Consider the following 16,809-nt stretch of genomic DNA (forward strand, 5'->3'; position numbering starts at 1 on the left):
GTTGCCCGACTGATGGCTACTGTAGAGCGGCAGGATTGGCAGATAAATCGGGTAAAATGAAAATAACTATCCACGGTGATGGATAATAAGGGGGAGAAAATGGATCAGTTACTGGCTATCAAAGCCTTCGCTCGGGTGGTGGAGAGCGGCAGTTTTACCCGTGCGGCTGACTTGCTGAATATGCCGAAAGCGACCCTCAGCAAGCTGGTCCAGCAGCTGGAAAACCATCTGTCGGTCAGGCTGCTCCAGCGCACCACCCGGCGGGTGACGGTAACCTCAGAAGGACGGGAATATTATGAAAAATCGCTGCGTATCCTGCACGATCTCGACGATATCGACGCTTCGTTTAACGTGCTGCGCAGTAAACCGCGCGGGCATTTACGCATCGATATCGGCGGTTCCACCGCCCGGGAGGTACTGATCCCGCTGCTGCCTGATTTCTTTGCCCGTTATCCCGACATCACGCTGGATCTCGGGGTGGCCGATCGACCGATCGACCTGGTCAGCGATAACGTTGACTGTGTGATACGCGGCGGACCGCTGGTCGATTCTTCACTTATTGCCCGTAATATGGGGCACGCCACGCTGATTACCTGCGCCACGCCTGCCTATCTGAAAGCCTTTGGCGTGCCGGCGTATCCGGATGAATTGCGCAATGGTCACCGGCTGGTCAGCTATCTGTCACCGCAGAGCGGCAGGCCGTTTCCACTGCGTTTTGAACGCAACGGCGAGAAAATCGAGATCAAGAGTGCGCATCGGATTGGCGTAAATGAAAGTAATGCGCATCTGGCGGCGGGACTGGCCGGGCTGGGGATTATCCAGACCTTCAGCTACAGCCTTGGGGCACTTCTGCAACAGGGGGAACTGGTGGAAATACTGCGCGACTGGCGGCCAGCGGGCTATCCGTTTCATCTGGTCTATCCGCAGAATCGTCACGTCACGCATCGGTTGCGGGTGTTTATCGACTGGCTGGCGGAGTGTTTTCCGGCGCGGGTGGCGGGTGAGGGTTAATCCGGCACGGTCAGCGTGCCGGATGCGTTCAACAAACAGGCTTAGTTACCGCGATAGGTTGAGTAACCGAACGGGCTCAGCAACAGCGGAATGTGGTAATGCTCGCCACTGGCCTCCATGTTGAACTCAACCGGGATTTCCGGGAAGAAGGTTTTCTGGTTGTTCTTTTTATAGAAGTCACCGGTTTTGAACACTACGCGATAGCTGCCCGCGCTGGCGGTTTTATCCTGCGGGAACAGGGCGCTGATACGGCCATTATTGTCGGTCACGCCTGAAGCCAGCTTCACCCAGTTGTCCTGCTGTTTCTGATCCAGTTCAACTTCAATACCGGCGGTCGGCTGGCCGGTTTGCAGGTTGAGGACGTGGACGCTTAACGGATTTTTTGCCGCAGCCGGTTGTGCAGCAACAGCAGAAGCAGAAACGCCAGTGGCCAGAAGTACAGTTGCGATCAAAGCATGTGAGGTTTTCATCAATGTTTCCTTTATTGACGGGGTTTATTTGCAGCAATAGTAGAGCGGTTGGCGACAGAGCGACAATTTGCGGCGGAAAATGTGAAATTTCCGAGGCGCAGCCGTCAGAAGCCATGAGCCAGAACTCCACTTAGTTACATCATACAGTTACTCTTTCAACTAACAGTCATCAGATAATGTGCGAATTGTAATGGCTGAACAGTCAGAAAAGCAGGGTATTTACCTAAGTTTTGATTTTTTTAAACTTCTCAGAAAGGGTGCTTAGTGGCAGATAATTGATGCAGATAGCCGCAAGGTTGGCTGTTAAAGGCGAAGAATGCATGACAGGGTGAATGCATCATTTAAATAGCGCACTATTTGATAGTTTACAATTCAGTTTCGGCGTGTCATTGTCTTGTCAACCAGATAGCACACTACTTAATAGCAAATTAATGGGGATCCTGTGATGAAAATGAAACTGACCGCCAGTGCATTATTGTTAGCCAGCCAGATGAGTACCGCGTTTGCTGCACCGACTGAAAACAGCCCACAACCGACCGCCGGCGTTGCCGCTTTTCTGACAGCGCTGAACAGCGGCGGTGGCAAACCGATTGAGCAGCTGTCGGTTAAAGACGCCCGAGCGGTGTTGACTGGCGCGCAGAAGGGCGCAGAACTGCCGCCGGCACAGGTTTCACAAAATACCATTACTGTACTGGGCCAGCCACTGACGCTGACCATCGTTAAGCCTGAGCACGCCAGCGGTACATTGCCGGTGTTCATGTTTTTTCACGGCGGCGGCTGGGTGCTGGGTGATTTTCCGACCCATGAGCGGCTGGTACGTGACATAGTGAATGCTTCCGGCGCGGCTGCGGTATTTGTCAATTATCAGCCGTCGCCAGAAGCGCATTTCCCGGTGGCGATTACTCAGGCTTATGAAGCCACTAAATGGGTTGCCGAACACGGCGCTGAAATTGGCGTTGACGGTAAACGTCTGGCGCTGGTTGGCAACAGCGTTGGCGGTAACATGGTGGCTGCGGTTGCTTTGCAGGCGAAACAGTTCAAAACCCCAGCCATTCGTTATGACGTGATGCTGTGGCCGGTTACCGATGCGCGGTTTGATACCGCGTCCTATGATCGGTTTGCTGACGGACATTTCCTGACGAAGAACATGATGAAGTGGTTCTGGGATAACTACACCACATCAGAAAAAGATCGTAATAACATCCTGGCGTCGCCGTTGCGGGCAACGACCGCACAGCTGAAAGGGTTGCCACCGACGCTGATTCAGACCGCAGAACTGGACGTGTTACGTGATGAAGGTGAAGCGTTTGGTCGTAAGCTGGATGCAGCGGGCGTACCGGTTACCGTGACGCGTTATAACGGCATGATTCATGATTACGGTTTGCTGAACGCATTAAGCCAGGAACCAACGGTCAGAACGGCGATCAGCCAGGCCGGTGAAGAGCTGCGGTCACATCTGAAATAAGCAGGCCGGGCGGTATCATGATGCCGCCCGAATTGTGTTTCACCAATACGGCATTTTCACCGCATCAGTGCTTCAGCAACCGTTAACATCGCAATACTAACCTTATACCGGTGGACTTCAGGCCAGCGCAAGTTGTTGAGATAATGTTTCCCGGAGGTTTCTGCGAGCAAATGAAGCTGAGAGGAAAGGGTGGTTACTTATTGATTTACAATGATAAAATCTCAATCAGATTAATTGATTTTCATTTTTGAAATTACATCGGCAGTTTGTCAGTGTAGTCATCTTCTCTGTTTAAGCATCATGGGCTGGCCGAGGCTAAATCAGCCGGCAGACGAGTTTTGTCGTTCGAAACACTGGAATGGTCAAACGAAAGGGTATAAATTTGTAGTATTGTTTACTGAAAGGTAATGTGGTTTCTTAAAATGACTCCGTCTGAAATCAAAGAAGCACAACACAAGCGTTATGATGAAAAAGCGGCAGCCATTGTCCGGGGTGAAGACGGATATAAACCTGCCGAGAAATCGCGCTACAGTAAATCCTGTAAACTTTCATCTAAGCATATCGTCAGCTTTTCCTGATGCTGTCTGATATGGCAAAGCAAAATGAACCATCTTCCAGCAGATGGTTTTTTTATGTCACCTGATCCTGTCATCCCGCCTTTTGAACAAGCCTATATTCTCAATAAGAAATTGATTGATAAGGCTAATACTTTATCTGATCCCGTAATAACCGTGGGCGGACAAGCCATTCAGTACTGGGTTGCTTATTACCGGGAGCTTTACAGAGATGCTCTGCCAGATGCCCGTCTTGTTACCTCCGTAGATGTCGATTACGCCGCCCGACGCCATGATGTCGCTGCAATAGCTGCAGCTCTCGGTGTGGATCCGAATATGAATGGACAAGGACAGCCACCATCACTGGCACGATTTGCCCTGGTTGACCTTAAAACACAACAGATTAAAAACGTTGATGGCCGATTCTTTGCAGACCCGGATAGTCCTGAACGTCCAAACACGGTGGATGTTATCGATTTTCCATCAGGATTCAGCTACAAAGACTTTTCCGGCGATAGACTGCAGTTAAACACTGAGAGGTTTATGATTGAGCAAGATAGCGCCACATCTGCAGAATCACACGAACTTATCAGGGTCATCAATCCGATCGCTTGTATCCGTGCAAGGTTAAGCAATCTTAGCGATTTGAAACGTAATCCGGCAATAGAAGTCGCTCGTATCAAAGCGATGATGCTTCCTGTTGTCTACTTTTTACTGGAGAAATTTGATGCAGTCACCGATCCCGCTGATGAAGCGGAAAGGTGTCCAGTCAGGTTTCGTGAGATGAAAGCCTACCTCGACGAGTTCTTCCGGATATCCATGCAGGAAACAAATATACGTGTTCAGGTCGAGCACAACATAAGCCTGCATCTAATTCTGGAGCAGCTTGCTGCGGTATTTGAAGCTGAGCCAGAAAGTTACTTCGTGCCGCAAGCTTTCTGGACTAAAGAGCTGCCGATCAAAGCCGCCGCTCTGAAAAATAATGTAGCCAGAATTGGTCGGGATAAGCAGCGCCGTGCTGAACAACAACGGCAAAAAGAGATGCGTGGCAATAAGAAGTGAAACGCGTAACGGGGAGCGTTGAAATGGCTTACTGTCGACGCACAGACGCGGACCTCATAGACGAGGGATAAAATCGGGAAGGCAGAGGAAAGGGGATAATATGATCGCTGTGGCTGAGTCAGATATTGCCGTGTTAATACCTTATTTAACATAATATACATTATGCGCCTTTGGATAACCGCCTGATTATGATGGCCGGACATCGCTTGATTCTGCCGTTTACTCTCGTTCGACCCATGATCCTGACTGGCTCAATACCTTCTTTACTCTCAGACCAACCTATAGATCATTCCCCGGATTCTCTTTCTGCGTTCGCTGGCATAAACCGCTTTCCTCTGTGTCAGGAACGCCGGAACTCCAGCGATCATTCTGCAATCCTCTTTGCGACAACTTTCCCGTGCGACATCGTTCTCGCTCAACATGCTTTGCGGCCTCATCCTTTGATCATCACGTCTTGCTTCCGTATGCTTTGCGGCAACCGTACTTCTGCAACGGCACGTTCGGTTGGCCACACCAGACGCAGCGGCAAACAATCTCCTGCACCATTGTTATTAAACGGCTCGACGTCGTTACTGATTGTCGCGCTGTCAGATAAACCGCACTGTACCGGGCTTTGTCGTTGCTGTCTTCCTGCCAGCTAATGCCTACTAAACCGGCCTTTGCTACTGCAAACACGCTAAGTCACTGGCATTGCCCGATGAAGATTGTCTGCTTCCTTTACCGGCCAATCGGGATAAAACGGCTGAAACAACCCGCGATTTTGACAACGCTACGTGAATTCTGCGCCTGCCGCATGACTACTGGGCCGCAGAATTTATCACAGCGCGTCATTTTATCGCTGGCTGAATTACCGTCCGATGATAAAAGCCGAAATCCGCCCGGCTGACATGACAATGGCTTTCAGGCAGGTTAAAGTTGCCGGCTTCGGCTGTGATCCTGATGAGGAAAAATGAAACGCTTATTTGTTTATGGCACGCTTTGCCCTGGCCGTGAGAATGCCCACATCCTGGAACAGATTGGCGGTGAATGGCTGCCCGGTTCGGTGACCGGCATTTTCTACCCGCGTGGCTGGGGTGCGGCGGCTGATTTCCCCGGCATCATTCTGGATGACCAGGCGTCACCGGTGCCGGGTTATCTGTTTATCTCCGATCGGCTCGACGAGCACTGGCCGATGCTGGATGAATTTGAAGATGGCTACGATCGGGTTGAAGTGACGGTTAACACCGGCAACAATCAGCAGTTAACCGCCTGGATTTACCAGCTGCAGCCGCCATTATCAGCCTGACGGCGCAGCCATCCCCGGCCAGTTTGCCCTGCGCACGCCCTGCTCTTTTAGCGTTTTTATCGCCGGTATTGATGCCGATCCTGTGGATGATGCCGATCGTGTATCGGGCCAGCGTGCAGCGCGGTAATGCCAGCCGCTTTGATTAATCGGTTACCCCGAAGCCCCCTTTATATCGACCTCTCATGCTGATTCGCAAAAACAAACAGGCACAATGTTTGATGAGTAATTAACGGAACAACTAATGTATGATGTAACTAATATCCGTTATCGATCCGACTTTTTTCTGCTTTAACAACAGCCAGATGACCGGTTTGACGATTTCGTCATCTGACTGCCGGTCTTCACTTCGCGACGGGTGGCGTACCGTGCGTGTGGAAGGTTTCAATCGTCTTCAGGCCCCACGCCTGGCCTTTTTTGCGCTCCGCTTCGGTCCAGATAATTGGCTGCCAGTCTGGTGCCAGAATCAGCCGCGCGCCTGAGTTAGCCAGCTCAACTCGATTGCCGGCCGGCTCCCAGACATAGAGGAAAAAAGTGCCCTGAATCGCGTGTTTATGCGGGCCGGTTTCGATGTGTACCCCGTTTTCCAGAAAAATATCGGCGGCGCGCAGGATATCTTCCCGGGTGTCGGTGGCATAGGTGATGTGATGCAAACGGCCCCTGCCGCCTCCCTGCTCTTCAGTGCAGGCCAGATCGTAGGTTTTGTTATTGATGGTGAACCAGCAGCCGCCAATCCGGCCATTATCCAGCGCGATCATCTCGGTGACCCGTGAACCGAGGCAGACTTCCATGAAGCGTTTGAACTCTCTGACATCCTCCGCCAGCAGATTAAGGTGATCGAGACGACGGGGAGACGCGCCACGTCCGTGATAGCGTTGAGCCATATTTTTTAACGAAGGCCGCTCATTGGCTTCAGCCTGATAGCGAACGGTATCGTAGTAAATCTCAAACACATGTCCAAAGGGATCGGCAAAACGGAATGCGCGCCCGTGACCCTGATCGTCCTCTCTCCAGCCAATCACTTCATATCCACTTGCCTCAATGGCCGCGACGCGCCGCATCAATGCCGCCTGCGAACTGGCCCGGTAAGCGATATGTCCGACTCCGGTGGTGGTATGACGCGTCAGTTTTAAGGTGTGAAATTCATAATCGTCCCAGGCACGTAACCACGCGTGATCATGGTCCCTGGCCGAGACCGTAAGACCATAAACGTCGACGAAAAAGGCAAGACTCTCCTCGAATTTGTCGGTATAAATCTCAACATGTGCAAGATGTGCAATATCATGACAGGGCTCAGAATGCGCTGTGGTCATGAAGACCTCCTTATTGGTGTAGGCGTACTAATTTTTTTATTTAAGGGTCAGACGTTACCGATCTTTCTGGCTGAAAATCAGGGAGTTTTAGCCGCTAAGCGATGAGTTTCCTTGTTTCTGTGATGACGTTACCAGCCGGTGCGGCCAGCAAATCTCAGCCGGTGAGCCGGAAAACGTTATCTCAATCGTTGCAGTGCCTCCTGCCAGATAAAGGGACTGAGATCGCGGTAAGCAATCCCCAGCGCCGCCATCCGGGCCGGTAAATCGGCCTGTACCTGCTGAGTCGCCTGGCTCATGACGCCCGCCACAGCCACATCATGCAAGGTTTTGACCACTTCAGCCATCTCCTCTGCCCGCCGGACGCCATGCTCGGCCACCCGACTGATCAGATAATGCGGCAAGTGGTGGTTCCAACCCAGCGCAGGAAAACTGGCGTGCAGCGAGGCGAGTACCGCCTCTTCCACCCCGTATTGCTGCGCCGCGCTGAGGCATTCAGTGGTCAGCGCTTCCAGTCCTTTAATCATTACGCTGCGACACATTTTAATGGCTGAGACATCGCCAATACGATCGCTGGCCGCCGTGGCGTTAATGCCCAGATGATTCAACCGGGCCGCGACGTTGTCTGCTGCCGGTCCGCCGATTAACAGCGGTGTGCCCAGCCGTTTGGGCGGCACCGGTGCCATGACCGCCACATCCAGATACGTCCCCGCGCCGCCAGCGATTGCTTGCGAGGCGGCACGTTTTGTCTCGGGTGAAACCGAATTAAAGTCCAGCAGTTGCTGGCCGTTCGCCAGCAGCGGAGCAACCTCGCGCGCAACGCAGAGTGCGTTTGATGCGGTAACCAGCGATATCACCCAGTCTGCGCCATCCAGTGCTTCAGCAACGGAATCCGCCGGCTGCACGCCAGACTGCTGAGCCACATCCCGCAGGCCAGAAGCCTGCTGCCCGCAGAATTTTTTATCCCAGACCCGAACCTGCGCCACACTCGCCAGATCGTGAGCATAAATTTGTCCCGCCTCGCCAAATCCGATAATGGCTATCTGCATAACTGTCTTATCCCTCCTGCCGTGACCAGACTGAACCCGGAATGGCCACGCGCCCGTCAAACAGCAGGCGCGCAGTGCGGATCAATCCACTGTTAATCACATGTCCCGCCGCATCACGCGTCAGCATCACGCTAAACTCGCCGCTGGGATGTTCGACAATCAGACGTTGTTCAGCAGTCGCGCTGATTTTTGCCAGCCCTTGAGCCACCGAACCGGCAACCAGACAGGCCGTGGCGACACTGACCGCGCCTAACACGCCAATCGCGGCGTGACAGCGGTGAGGAATAAAGGTCCGGGTGGTGATCGAACCGTTGTCGACCGGTGCGGAGATCAGCGTCATTTTCGGCACGCTGCGCTGCGCTACATCGCCCAGATGCATCAACCGTCCCGCCTGTAAGCGAATCGACTCCAGCCGTGCTTTCAGCACCTCATCTTTATTCAGCTGATCCGGCGTTTCGCGTCCGCTGCGCTGCAAATCGGCGGCACGGATTACCACAACCGGCATACCATTATCGATGCAGGTCACCTCAATGCCGTCAATGCTGTCGCGCGCATTACCGGTCGGCAGCAGTGCGCCGCAGCTTGATCCGGCGATGTCCTGGAAATTCAGGATTTGTTGCGCGGCGTAACCCGGCACGCCGTCAATGCGGGTATCGCCCTGATACTCAACGCAGCCCTCCGGCGTAGCGATGGCCGCTTCAGCAAGCTGGCCGGTATTGACCATATAAATGCGCACTGTTGTCAGCGCACCGGTTACCGTTACCAGCCCTTTTTCAATCGCAAACGGCCCGACCGCGGCAAGAATATTTCCGCAGTTCTGTCCGTAATCAACCACGGCTTGTTCCACGCTAACCTGAGCGAACAGGTAGTCTACGTCGGCATCCGGACGCGATGAAGGAGAGATAATCGCCACTTTACTGGTCAGTGAATCGGCACCACCGATACCGTCAATCTGTCGGGCATCAGGCGAACCCATCGCCGCCAGCAGGACGCGATCGCGCGTGGCGCTGTCCGCCGGCAGATCCGTGGCCAGAAAGCAGGCGGCTTTTGACGTTCCGCCGCGCATCAGCATGCAGGGGATCAGGGTCTGTTTCATACACCGCTCTGCTGCAGTTGATCAAGTGAGTCAACGTAGCGCAGCCCCTTTTCAGCCAGTTGCGAACGCATCTGATAAATATCGAGGCCATACTCACCGGCAGCCAGCCGCTGACGTTTGCTCTGTTCCAGTGCTTCACGTTTCTGTGCAGCGACCGCGACCGATTCGGCCTGCAGACGCGGCACAATCACCACGCCATCATCATCCGCGACCACGATGTCTCCCGGATGGATCAGCTGCCCGGCACAGATGACCGGAACGTTAACTGAACCCAGCGTCTCTTTCACCGTGCCCTGCGCGTAAACCGCCCGTGACCAGACCGGAAACTGCATATCTCTCAGCGTCTGGCTGTCACGAATCCCGATATCCCCCACCAGCGCCACCACGCCGTGCGCCTGTAAAGAGGTCGCCAGCAAATCGCCAAAATAACCATCGTGACAGGCTGAAGTCGGGGCCACCAGCAGGATGTCACCGGGCTGGCACTGCTCAACCGCCACATGAAACATCCAGTTATCGCCGGGCGAAACCAGCACGGTCACCGCGCTGCCGGCTACCGCGCAGTTCTGCTGGATGGGACGAATACCAGCGTCGAGCAGACCACTGCGTCCCTGAGCTTCATGGGTGGTCGCCACGCCATAACGGGCAAAACCGGCCACCAGCGCGGCATCAGCACGCGCAATGTTGCGCACAACGATACCTTTTTTATTCACCAGACTCATGACAGATCCTCCGTCACCCGTGGCAACAGGCTCTGATAACCTTCAGCGTGGCTGATCACTTTCGATGAGCCGATCCCGACGTTACGTTTGGCCTGAACGCCCCGCTGCAAAGCTACCCGCGTATAGTATTCCCACAGGTGTTCCTGACCCGCCATGCACTGAATAGCCGCATATTTTTTGTCCCAGACCGCGCTGATATCAAGCAGCACGTCAGGTTTCCAGTTGCACTGCTCAGGCTGATGCGGCTCAAAGCTATAGACCGGCGGCGCGCCGATAATGGTTTCACCAGGACGATAACCTTCGGCCTGCGCAATGATCCGCGCTTCCTGCGTCAGATGCGCAGCCAGCGGATGATCGTAGTTATAGGGGTCGTTAACCGAATGCGTCAGGACGAAGTGCGGCTGCACCTGACGGAATATGTCCGCCAGCCGGAATAGCGTCTCTTTATCAGCGCGCAGCGGATAATCACCCAGATCCATAAAGCTAATAGTCGCCCCGAGAATGCGGGCAGCCGCCTCGGCCTCTTCCTGACGACTCTGCTTTACCTTCGCCTCGGTCATGTTGCCGCTGCGCCACAGCTTCGCCGATTCGCCCCGCTCGCCATAAGAGAGGCATACCACATGCACCTCATAACCCCGCGATGCATGCAGCGCAATGGCCCCCCCCGCACGCCAGACAAAATCAGCTGAATGGGCGCTGACAACTAACGCACTCTTTTTACTCATCTTTTCCATTATCTCATCCTGCCTTTGCCGTTTTTTTCATCCTGGCATGCAGCACTGCGGCTGGATAATGTCTTTCATTGCATGCGTTATGACTTTTATTTATGTTGTGATTCAGGGCTCATCGCTGGCGTAAGAAAAATGGAAAACGGCAGACAGGAATTTGACATTAAAATCATGCAAATACGCGCTTTTTGTATGATTGCGGACTGCGGCACGATTTCCGAAGCGTCGATAAATTTATTTCGTACCCAGTCGGCGATCACCCGTTCGCTGCGTGATCTGGAACACAGTTTACAGACGCCGCTGTTTGAACGGCATGCCAGCGGGATGCTGCTGACCGAGATGGGCAAATGTGCCCTGCCGCGCGCCCGGCGAGCCATTACCGAACTGCACGCGATCCCGCCGATCCTCAGCAAAATGCGGCGGCGGGATAACGGCCGTGAAGAGGCGGAACCGATCTGGTTATTTAACCTGCGACGGCTGCAAATTTTTTTAGCGCTGGACCGGCTTCATCACACTCAAAGTGTGGCGACATTGCTGGGTATCAGTCAGCCAGCGGTGAGCGCGGCGTTGAAGGTGCTGGAAAAAGGGGCCGGGCTGCCGCTGTTTCAGCGCACGCCAAAAGGCATGATGCCAACGTCAGCGGGACAGGAGATCGCCCCGTTTATCAGCCGTGCCCTCAATGAGATACGGCATATCCCGGAAGACCTCGCCGCACAGCGCGGCATTCTGACCGGGACGGTGCATGTCGGTGCGCTCCCGCTGTGCCGCAGTAGCCTGTTACCGCTGGCGATCACCCGTCTGGTGGCGCGCTATCCCGGAATAAAAGTGGTGACCAACGAGAGCGCCTTTGATGCGCTGATTAAAGAACTGCGCGCCGGAGATATTGATTTTATTCTCGGTGCGCTGCGTCAGCATCACAGCGCGTCCGATATCCAGAACCAGCTGCTGTTCGATGAAGAACTGATTCTGCTGACGCGTCCGCAGCACCCACTGAGCGGGCGTGCCGTCAAACCGGAAGATCTGCAGCAGGTGCAATGGATCCTGCCGCGTGAGAACTCTCCTGCCCGTCATCTGCTGGACCGCGCGTTTCAGGCCGCAGCGCTGACTGCGCCTCAGCCGGTGGTAGAAAGTGGCGATCTGGCGATAGTGCGCGGACTGCTGCTGAATTCGGATATGGTGGCGGTGGTCTCTTCGCATCAGCTTGAATATGAGTTGCAGGCCGGAATCCTGACGCCGCTGGCGCTGAACCTGCCCGATACCCGCCGTGAGATAGGACTGACCTTTCGTCTGGGGGCGCTGCATTCGCCTGCTACTCAGGCGCTACTGCGCTGCATTGATGAGACGCTGACCCGGACAGCCTAAATGAAACTCATAGCGATAAGGATGTCACCCGTTACCCGTGCAGGCCCGGCCTGCCTTACCACAGCCGTTTGGTCCCGCAATGACAATGCCAGACGCATCACACTATAAAGCTAACTCATATCGCTAAAAGCCTTTTTTGACAGACACCGTCAGGTGCCCCGCTTACCGTGTTATCGGATTGTTACCTTTCTCTCACCACAACGACGGCTGCCGCTGGTAGCAAAGCAGAGAGCGTACCCGATGACAGCGAATAACCTGATTAATGTAAAACAGTGGATTGATGCACGCCCGGTCTCTTCTTTCCAATGGCGCGTACTGGTGCTGTGTCTGATCATCATTATGTTTGATGGTTACGATGCAGCCGTAATGGGCTTTATCGCGCCGGCGCTGATCGAACACTGGGGCATCAGCCGCTCAGCGATGGGCCCGATCCTCGGCGCGGCCATGGCGGGCGTGGCGCTCGGCGCGCTGATCGCCGGTCCGATGTCCGATCGGATTGGCCGCAAGCGGGTCATTCTGGTGTCAGTACTGATCTTCTCAGCCTTCAGCCTCGCCTGTGCTTTCGCCGCTTCGCCGACACAAATGGCATTATTACGCTTTATCGCCGGTCTGGGGCTGGGCGCGGTAATGCCAAACTGCGTGACGCTGCTGTCTGAATACATGCCCGAGCGCCGCAAAGGCATCATGATTACCCTGATGTTCAGCGGATTTAATATCGGCTCGGGACTGGGTGGATTCATTGCCGCCGGGCTGCTGGCACGCTTTAACTGGCCTGCGGTCCTGGTGTTTGGTGGCGCGCTTCCCCTGCTGCTGCTGCCGGTGATTGCCTGGCTGTTACCGGAATCGGTGCTTAACCTGGTGGTGCGTAAAGCGCCACGCGCAATCATCGCCTCGCTGCTGAATAAAATGGGCGGTGATTTTAGCCCGGATACGGCGTTTATCCTGAGTTCGCCTGGCGTAAAGCGCAACAGCACCATTGCAGAGCTGTTTCGCCACGGCTTCGCCCGCGGTACCGTAATCCTCTGGCTGACCTATTTCATGGGGCTGTTCGTTATTTATCTGCTGAACGGCTGGCTGCCTACCATTATGCGTTCAGGCGGCATTTCTCTTGAGCAGGCGGCGATTGTCGCTGGACTGTTCCAGCTGGGCGGACCGGTCGGCGGCATCATCGTTGGCGGCTTAATGGATAAGCTGCACGCCAGATGGGTGATTGGCGTGGTCTATTTAATCGGCTGTGCCTGTTTGATCACCCAGGGTTTGCTTGGGCTGAGCGGCGTGTGGTTGGGTGTGATTATTTTTATCACCGGCATGTGCATCAACGGTGCGCAGAACGGGCTTCAGGTCTATTCACCGGCCTACTATCCGACCGAGATCCGCGCAACCGGCGTCAGCTGGATGCATGGCATCGGCCGGATGGGCGCCATTCTGAGTTCGTCTTTAGGTGGCGTGCTGATGGGCGTGTTCCCGGCACAGTCGGCTATTTTCTACATTCTTGCCCTGCCGGCGCTGCTGGCGGCGGTCAGTATTATTTTACACCGCAATGTCGAACTTACCCTGAAGGTTAAAGGAGCGGAACTCGGCGATATTCCTGCCTTATCGCAAAATCTGAACAACCGATAGCGGTGCCTGATATATACAGTTAAACTGTATATAACTCAGGTTTAACTCAGCAGGAGAGATCTATGTCAGCCACCAACAAGCAGATCGTCCGTCGTTTTAATCAGCAGGTGATCGTCGCAGGCGATCGTGTCGCCTTTGATCAGCTGGTTTCGCCCGGCTTTATTAATCACTCCGCGCCACCCGGCGCGCCGAATGATAAAGAGAGCCTATGGCAGACCTTTGCGCTGATGCTGCGCCCGGCTATTTCATCTCTGCAGGTAGTGATTGACGATCAGCTGGCGGAAGGCAATAAGGTTACCAGCCGCAAACGCATTAGCGGCCTTCACAGCGGCACGCTGCTCAGCGTGCCGGCAACCCACAGCAGGATAGAAATAGTGGTGATTGATATTGTGGAAATTATTGATGGGCAGTATGCGGCGCATTGGGGAATGAACAATCTGGCCGCTGTGGTAGCGCAGTTAAAACAGGCCTGAAACAGACCTTACGGATTGAGGAGTTTGCTTAACGCCTGTAAGCCTTTAATCAGGTCAGCGCGATCGGCCGGGTTAAGCTGATGATCAATCGCTTTGGCAACCCAGGCGGAGCGCTCTGCCCGCGCCGACTGCAGCAGCGCTTCCGCCTGTGGAGTTAGCGCAACCCGCTGCGCGCGGCCATCATCAGGATCTTTGCTGCGATAGACCTGCCGCTGAGTTTCCAGTTCAGCCACCACCAGCCGCATACTCTGATGTTTTACGCCGCGCAGGCTGGCCAGTTCGGCTACCGACAGCGGCCCCTGACGCTCCAGCAGCTCCAGGGTTTCGTGTTGCGAATGACGCAGCGTGCCGGTCTCCTGACGAACCCGCCGGACAAACTGGCTGATCACCCTTCTCACTTCCTCGCCCAGCGCGGCGGAATCGGGCGTCTCTGGCGGCGTTTTTTGCTGTGCTGACATCGGTTTTTCTCCCCCTGAAATAGCGCGGCAACCTTTATAGCACACTCAGCCCGGCCAGCGCTGTTGCGGGAACAGCGAGACGCGAATGTTAAACAGGTGAACCAGCGGAGCTACCGCCACACTCTCCTGCAGCGCAATCTTCTCCAGCCGGAGCAGCAGCTGATCCAGCTCCTCCAGCAGATCCTGATGCGGCAGCAGCTGAAGCGACTTCATTTTACGCTTCAGATAGAGACCCAGTTCGTGGAACATCTGGCCGCTGTCGATGCGGTGCGCCTCCAGCACCTCCCGATAGCGGGCATAAAAGTCATAGCAGTTAGCGCCGAGCCAGGTTTCACTGATCAGATAGCCACCGACCACGATATCCGGCACCGGATCGAGCCGTTTACGCGGCAGAATAATGTTCACCCGGTCCAGCATGCGCGCAATAAACTGCTGGCGTGATAACAGCGTGGCGGAATTGCGTTCGACCTTTTTAATAAAGCTCAGCAGGTCGCGCAGCCCCCGCAGCACCGCCCTGCGGGCAATCCACGAGGGACGCTTATTGCGGATCAGCGCCGTCAGCACCACCGCAAACATGATCCCCACCAGCGACGAGATTGCGGCGTTCAGGGTGACGATCAGATCGGGCACATAGTGGTGACTCAGCCCGATAAAGCCTGGAATCTGGATCGCCACACTCAGACCTATCAGATTGGTGGTCGGATTGGCAATCACCAGGCTCAGCAGCATCAGCCCCGGCAGCAGGCAGATCATTAACGCCTGCAGGGTGTTGGCCTGCGGGATCAGAAACGCGATATAAAACAGGCTGACCACCAGCGCAATCATCACCCCTTTAACGAACAGCTTCATCGGCGTAACCGGCGAATCCACCCCGGCAAAAAACGAACTGATAATCGCCGCCATCAGCGGTGCATTGGCCCCATCGGCCCAGCCGCTGCCAATCCAGAACAGACTGGAAAGAAAGGTCGCCAGAAAGGCTGTCAGCACCGACAGGCTCAGCAGTCCGTTATCAATGTGGCGATGCTCGCGGATGTTCCTGATCGCCGCCCCGTCGCCATGACTGTAGAGATCGCCGGCTCGGGCGCTGACGTTCTGATACGCATCGGCGATACGGACAAAGTTAGCCAGCCGCTCCAGTAAGCCAATCAGCAGCAGGCTCTCTTCAGTAGCCAGCTTTCCCGCCTGCCAGTCCGCTTCCAGCGTCGCCTGACCCGCAGCGATGGCGTTACGCAATCCTTCGATATCGTTAACCCGATCATGATTGAGCCACAGCAGAAATTGCTGGAACACCGAGGTGACACACAGCGGAAAGCGTATATTCAGTTCTGCCAGCACCCCAAGCCGCGATTCAATCGCCGTCAGCGTCGGCAGCAGGTAGGTCAGATGCTGATACTGCACGCTGACCAGACGGATCACATTGCGCGCCGCTTCCCCTTCATAAACACAGTGCGTAAGCAGCGTTTCGACATTCAGCGGATAGCCCGCCATCTGGATCAGAATATCTTCCCGCTCGAGGGACTTGTTGTTCGCCATGCCGCTGACCAGCTCATTACACAATTTACGCGCATTCTGAAACCAGCGGTCGACGCTCTGCCCGAGCAGATGGTGCATCGATACCGGAAAAACCAGCCGGTGTACCAGCGTGCTGCACAAAATGCCAAGGGTGATCTCCTCGATACGCGAAATCACCGTATTGGTAATCGCCGACGGCGTGTTCACCTCCGGAAAACCCATGATCGCCGCGCTATAGCCTGCCAGCATGAAGACGTAGCTTTTGGGCGTGCGGTCATGCAGCGACAGATAGAGGCAAAACGTCACCCACAGCGAGACGCACAGGCTGAACAGCAGTGGCGACTGCACCGTTTCCGGATAGATCAGCAGGATAAACACCCCTCCCAGCACGGTTCCGATCAGACGGAACAGCGATTTCGAGACGGTTGAGGCGGCATAAAGTTGGGAAGTGACAAAAACGGTGGTCAGCGCCCAGGCAGGTTTTTCAAAGTTAAGGATCAGAGCAACTGATAACGCGATAAACGCGGCCAGGGAGGTTTTGCAGGCAAACAAAACCGCGTTTTTGGTAAACCATTTCATCGAATGAGAGGACCGAAATACTTCTGTGGCGCGTATCCTGACAGAAGCGTCAGCGTTTT

General features: G+C 54.7%; 16 protein-coding genes. 8 read left to right on the top strand and 8 right to left on the bottom strand.

Features of this window, described 5'->3' with window-relative positions; genetic code table 11:
- The first annotated feature begins 99 nt into the window (after positions 1-99).
- On the top strand, positions 100-1,011 hold the full coding sequence (locus FHW04_RS05155; protein ID WP_089561557.1) for a LysR family transcriptional regulator: 912 nt from the start codon (positions 100-102) through the stop codon (positions 1,009-1,011).
- A gap of 41 nt (positions 1,012-1,052) precedes the next feature.
- Here the strand turns inward: FHW04_RS05155 and uraH are convergent, their stop codons facing one another.
- Positions 1,053-1,481 carry a hydroxyisourate hydrolase gene (uraH, locus tag FHW04_RS05160; RefSeq protein ID WP_031376896.1) on the bottom strand — a complete coding sequence of 143 codons (429 nt, stop codon included), beginning with the start codon at positions 1,479-1,481 and terminating at the stop codon, positions 1,053-1,055.
- 445 nt (positions 1,482-1,926) lie between these two features.
- Between uraH and FHW04_RS05165 the strand changes: the two genes are divergently transcribed.
- The 4 genes from FHW04_RS05165 to FHW04_RS05180 all read left to right on the top strand — a co-directional run bounded on the left by FHW04_RS05165 (position 1,927) and on the right by FHW04_RS05180 (position 5,847).
- Positions 1,927-2,946 carry an alpha/beta hydrolase gene (locus tag FHW04_RS05165; protein ID WP_089561558.1) on the top strand — a complete coding sequence of 340 codons (1,020 nt, stop codon included), beginning with the start codon at positions 1,927-1,929 and terminating at the stop codon, positions 2,944-2,946.
- Between the two features lie 407 nt (positions 2,947-3,353).
- The gene (locus FHW04_RS05170) at positions 3,354-3,524 is read left to right on the top strand and encodes a hypothetical protein (protein WP_158087049.1); all 171 of its coding nucleotides are present in this window, start codon (positions 3,354-3,356) and stop codon (positions 3,522-3,524) included.
- A gap of 24 nt (positions 3,525-3,548) precedes the next feature.
- Positions 3,549-4,562 carry a hypothetical protein gene (locus FHW04_RS05175; RefSeq protein WP_179420068.1) on the top strand — a complete coding sequence of 338 codons (1,014 nt, stop codon included), beginning with the start codon at positions 3,549-3,551 and terminating at the stop codon, positions 4,560-4,562.
- Positions 4,563-5,511: 949 nt separating this feature from the next.
- A complete protein-coding gene (locus FHW04_RS05180; RefSeq protein ID WP_031376892.1) occupies positions 5,512-5,847 on the top strand; it encodes a gamma-glutamylcyclotransferase family protein in 336 nt (111 codons plus the stop codon).
- Positions 5,848-6,188: 341 nt separating this feature from the next.
- Here FHW04_RS05180 and FHW04_RS05185 read toward each other — a convergent pair whose 3' ends face one another.
- The 5 genes from FHW04_RS05185 to FHW04_RS05205 form a co-directional block, all read right to left on the bottom strand.
- Positions 6,189-7,157, bottom strand: coding sequence for a VOC family protein (locus tag FHW04_RS05185; protein ID WP_069728311.1), 969 nt, complete (start codon positions 7,155-7,157; stop codon positions 6,189-6,191).
- A gap of 176 nt (positions 7,158-7,333) precedes the next feature.
- Positions 7,334-8,203, bottom strand: coding sequence for an NAD(P)-dependent oxidoreductase (locus tag FHW04_RS05190; protein WP_046288315.1), 870 nt, complete (start codon positions 8,201-8,203; stop codon positions 7,334-7,336).
- A gap of 7 nt (positions 8,204-8,210) precedes the next feature.
- Entirely contained in the window at positions 8,211-9,299 is a 1,089-nt protein-coding gene (locus tag FHW04_RS05195; protein ID WP_089561560.1) for a 4-oxalomesaconate tautomerase, read from the bottom strand.
- A complete protein-coding gene (locus FHW04_RS05200; RefSeq protein WP_069728314.1) occupies positions 9,296-10,018 on the bottom strand; it encodes a 4-carboxy-4-hydroxy-2-oxoadipate aldolase/oxaloacetate decarboxylase in 723 nt (240 codons plus the stop codon). Before FHW04_RS05200 ends, FHW04_RS05195 begins: the two co-directional genes overlap by 4 nt.
- The gene (locus FHW04_RS05205) at positions 10,015-10,752 is read right to left on the bottom strand and encodes a PIG-L deacetylase family protein (RefSeq protein ID WP_046288314.1); all 738 of its coding nucleotides are present in this window, start codon (positions 10,750-10,752) and stop codon (positions 10,015-10,017) included. Before FHW04_RS05205 ends, FHW04_RS05200 begins: the two co-directional genes overlap by 4 nt.
- A 129-nt stretch (positions 10,753-10,881) precedes the next feature.
- Between FHW04_RS05205 and FHW04_RS05210 the strand changes: the two genes are divergently transcribed.
- From FHW04_RS05210 to FHW04_RS05220, 3 genes are all read left to right on the top strand, one after another.
- Positions 10,882-12,108 (top strand): LysR family transcriptional regulator, encoded by a 1,227-nt coding sequence (locus FHW04_RS05210; protein WP_031376888.1) that lies wholly within the window; start codon positions 10,882-10,884, stop codon positions 12,106-12,108.
- Between the two features lie 240 nt (positions 12,109-12,348).
- Positions 12,349-13,728: an MFS transporter gene (locus FHW04_RS05215; protein ID WP_069728316.1), complete on the top strand. Its 1,380-nt coding sequence runs from the start codon at positions 12,349-12,351 to the stop codon at positions 13,726-13,728.
- Between the two features lie 62 nt (positions 13,729-13,790).
- On the top strand, positions 13,791-14,201 hold the full coding sequence (locus tag FHW04_RS05220; RefSeq protein WP_089561561.1) for an ester cyclase: 411 nt from the start codon (positions 13,791-13,793) through the stop codon (positions 14,199-14,201).
- An 8-nt stretch (positions 14,202-14,209) separates the two neighbouring features.
- On the opposite strand, the gene FHW04_RS05225 is transcribed toward FHW04_RS05220, so the two are convergent.
- Together FHW04_RS05225 and FHW04_RS05230 are read right to left on the bottom strand one after the other, a co-directional pair.
- Positions 14,210-14,659 carry a MarR family winged helix-turn-helix transcriptional regulator gene (locus FHW04_RS05225; RefSeq protein ID WP_094106345.1) on the bottom strand — a complete coding sequence of 150 codons (450 nt, stop codon included), beginning with the start codon at positions 14,657-14,659 and terminating at the stop codon, positions 14,210-14,212.
- Between the two features lie 45 nt (positions 14,660-14,704).
- On the bottom strand, positions 14,705-16,750 hold the full coding sequence (locus tag FHW04_RS05230) for an FUSC family protein (RefSeq protein ID WP_094106344.1): 2,046 nt from the start codon (positions 16,748-16,750) through the stop codon (positions 14,705-14,707).
- Positions 16,751-16,809 lie beyond the last annotated feature (59 nt).

Origin of the sequence: Pantoea sp. AN62 (genome assembly GCF_050432985.1) — a bacterium.
GTDB classification, from domain to species: Bacteria; Pseudomonadota; Gammaproteobacteria; order Enterobacterales; family Enterobacteriaceae; genus Pantoea; species Pantoea brenneri.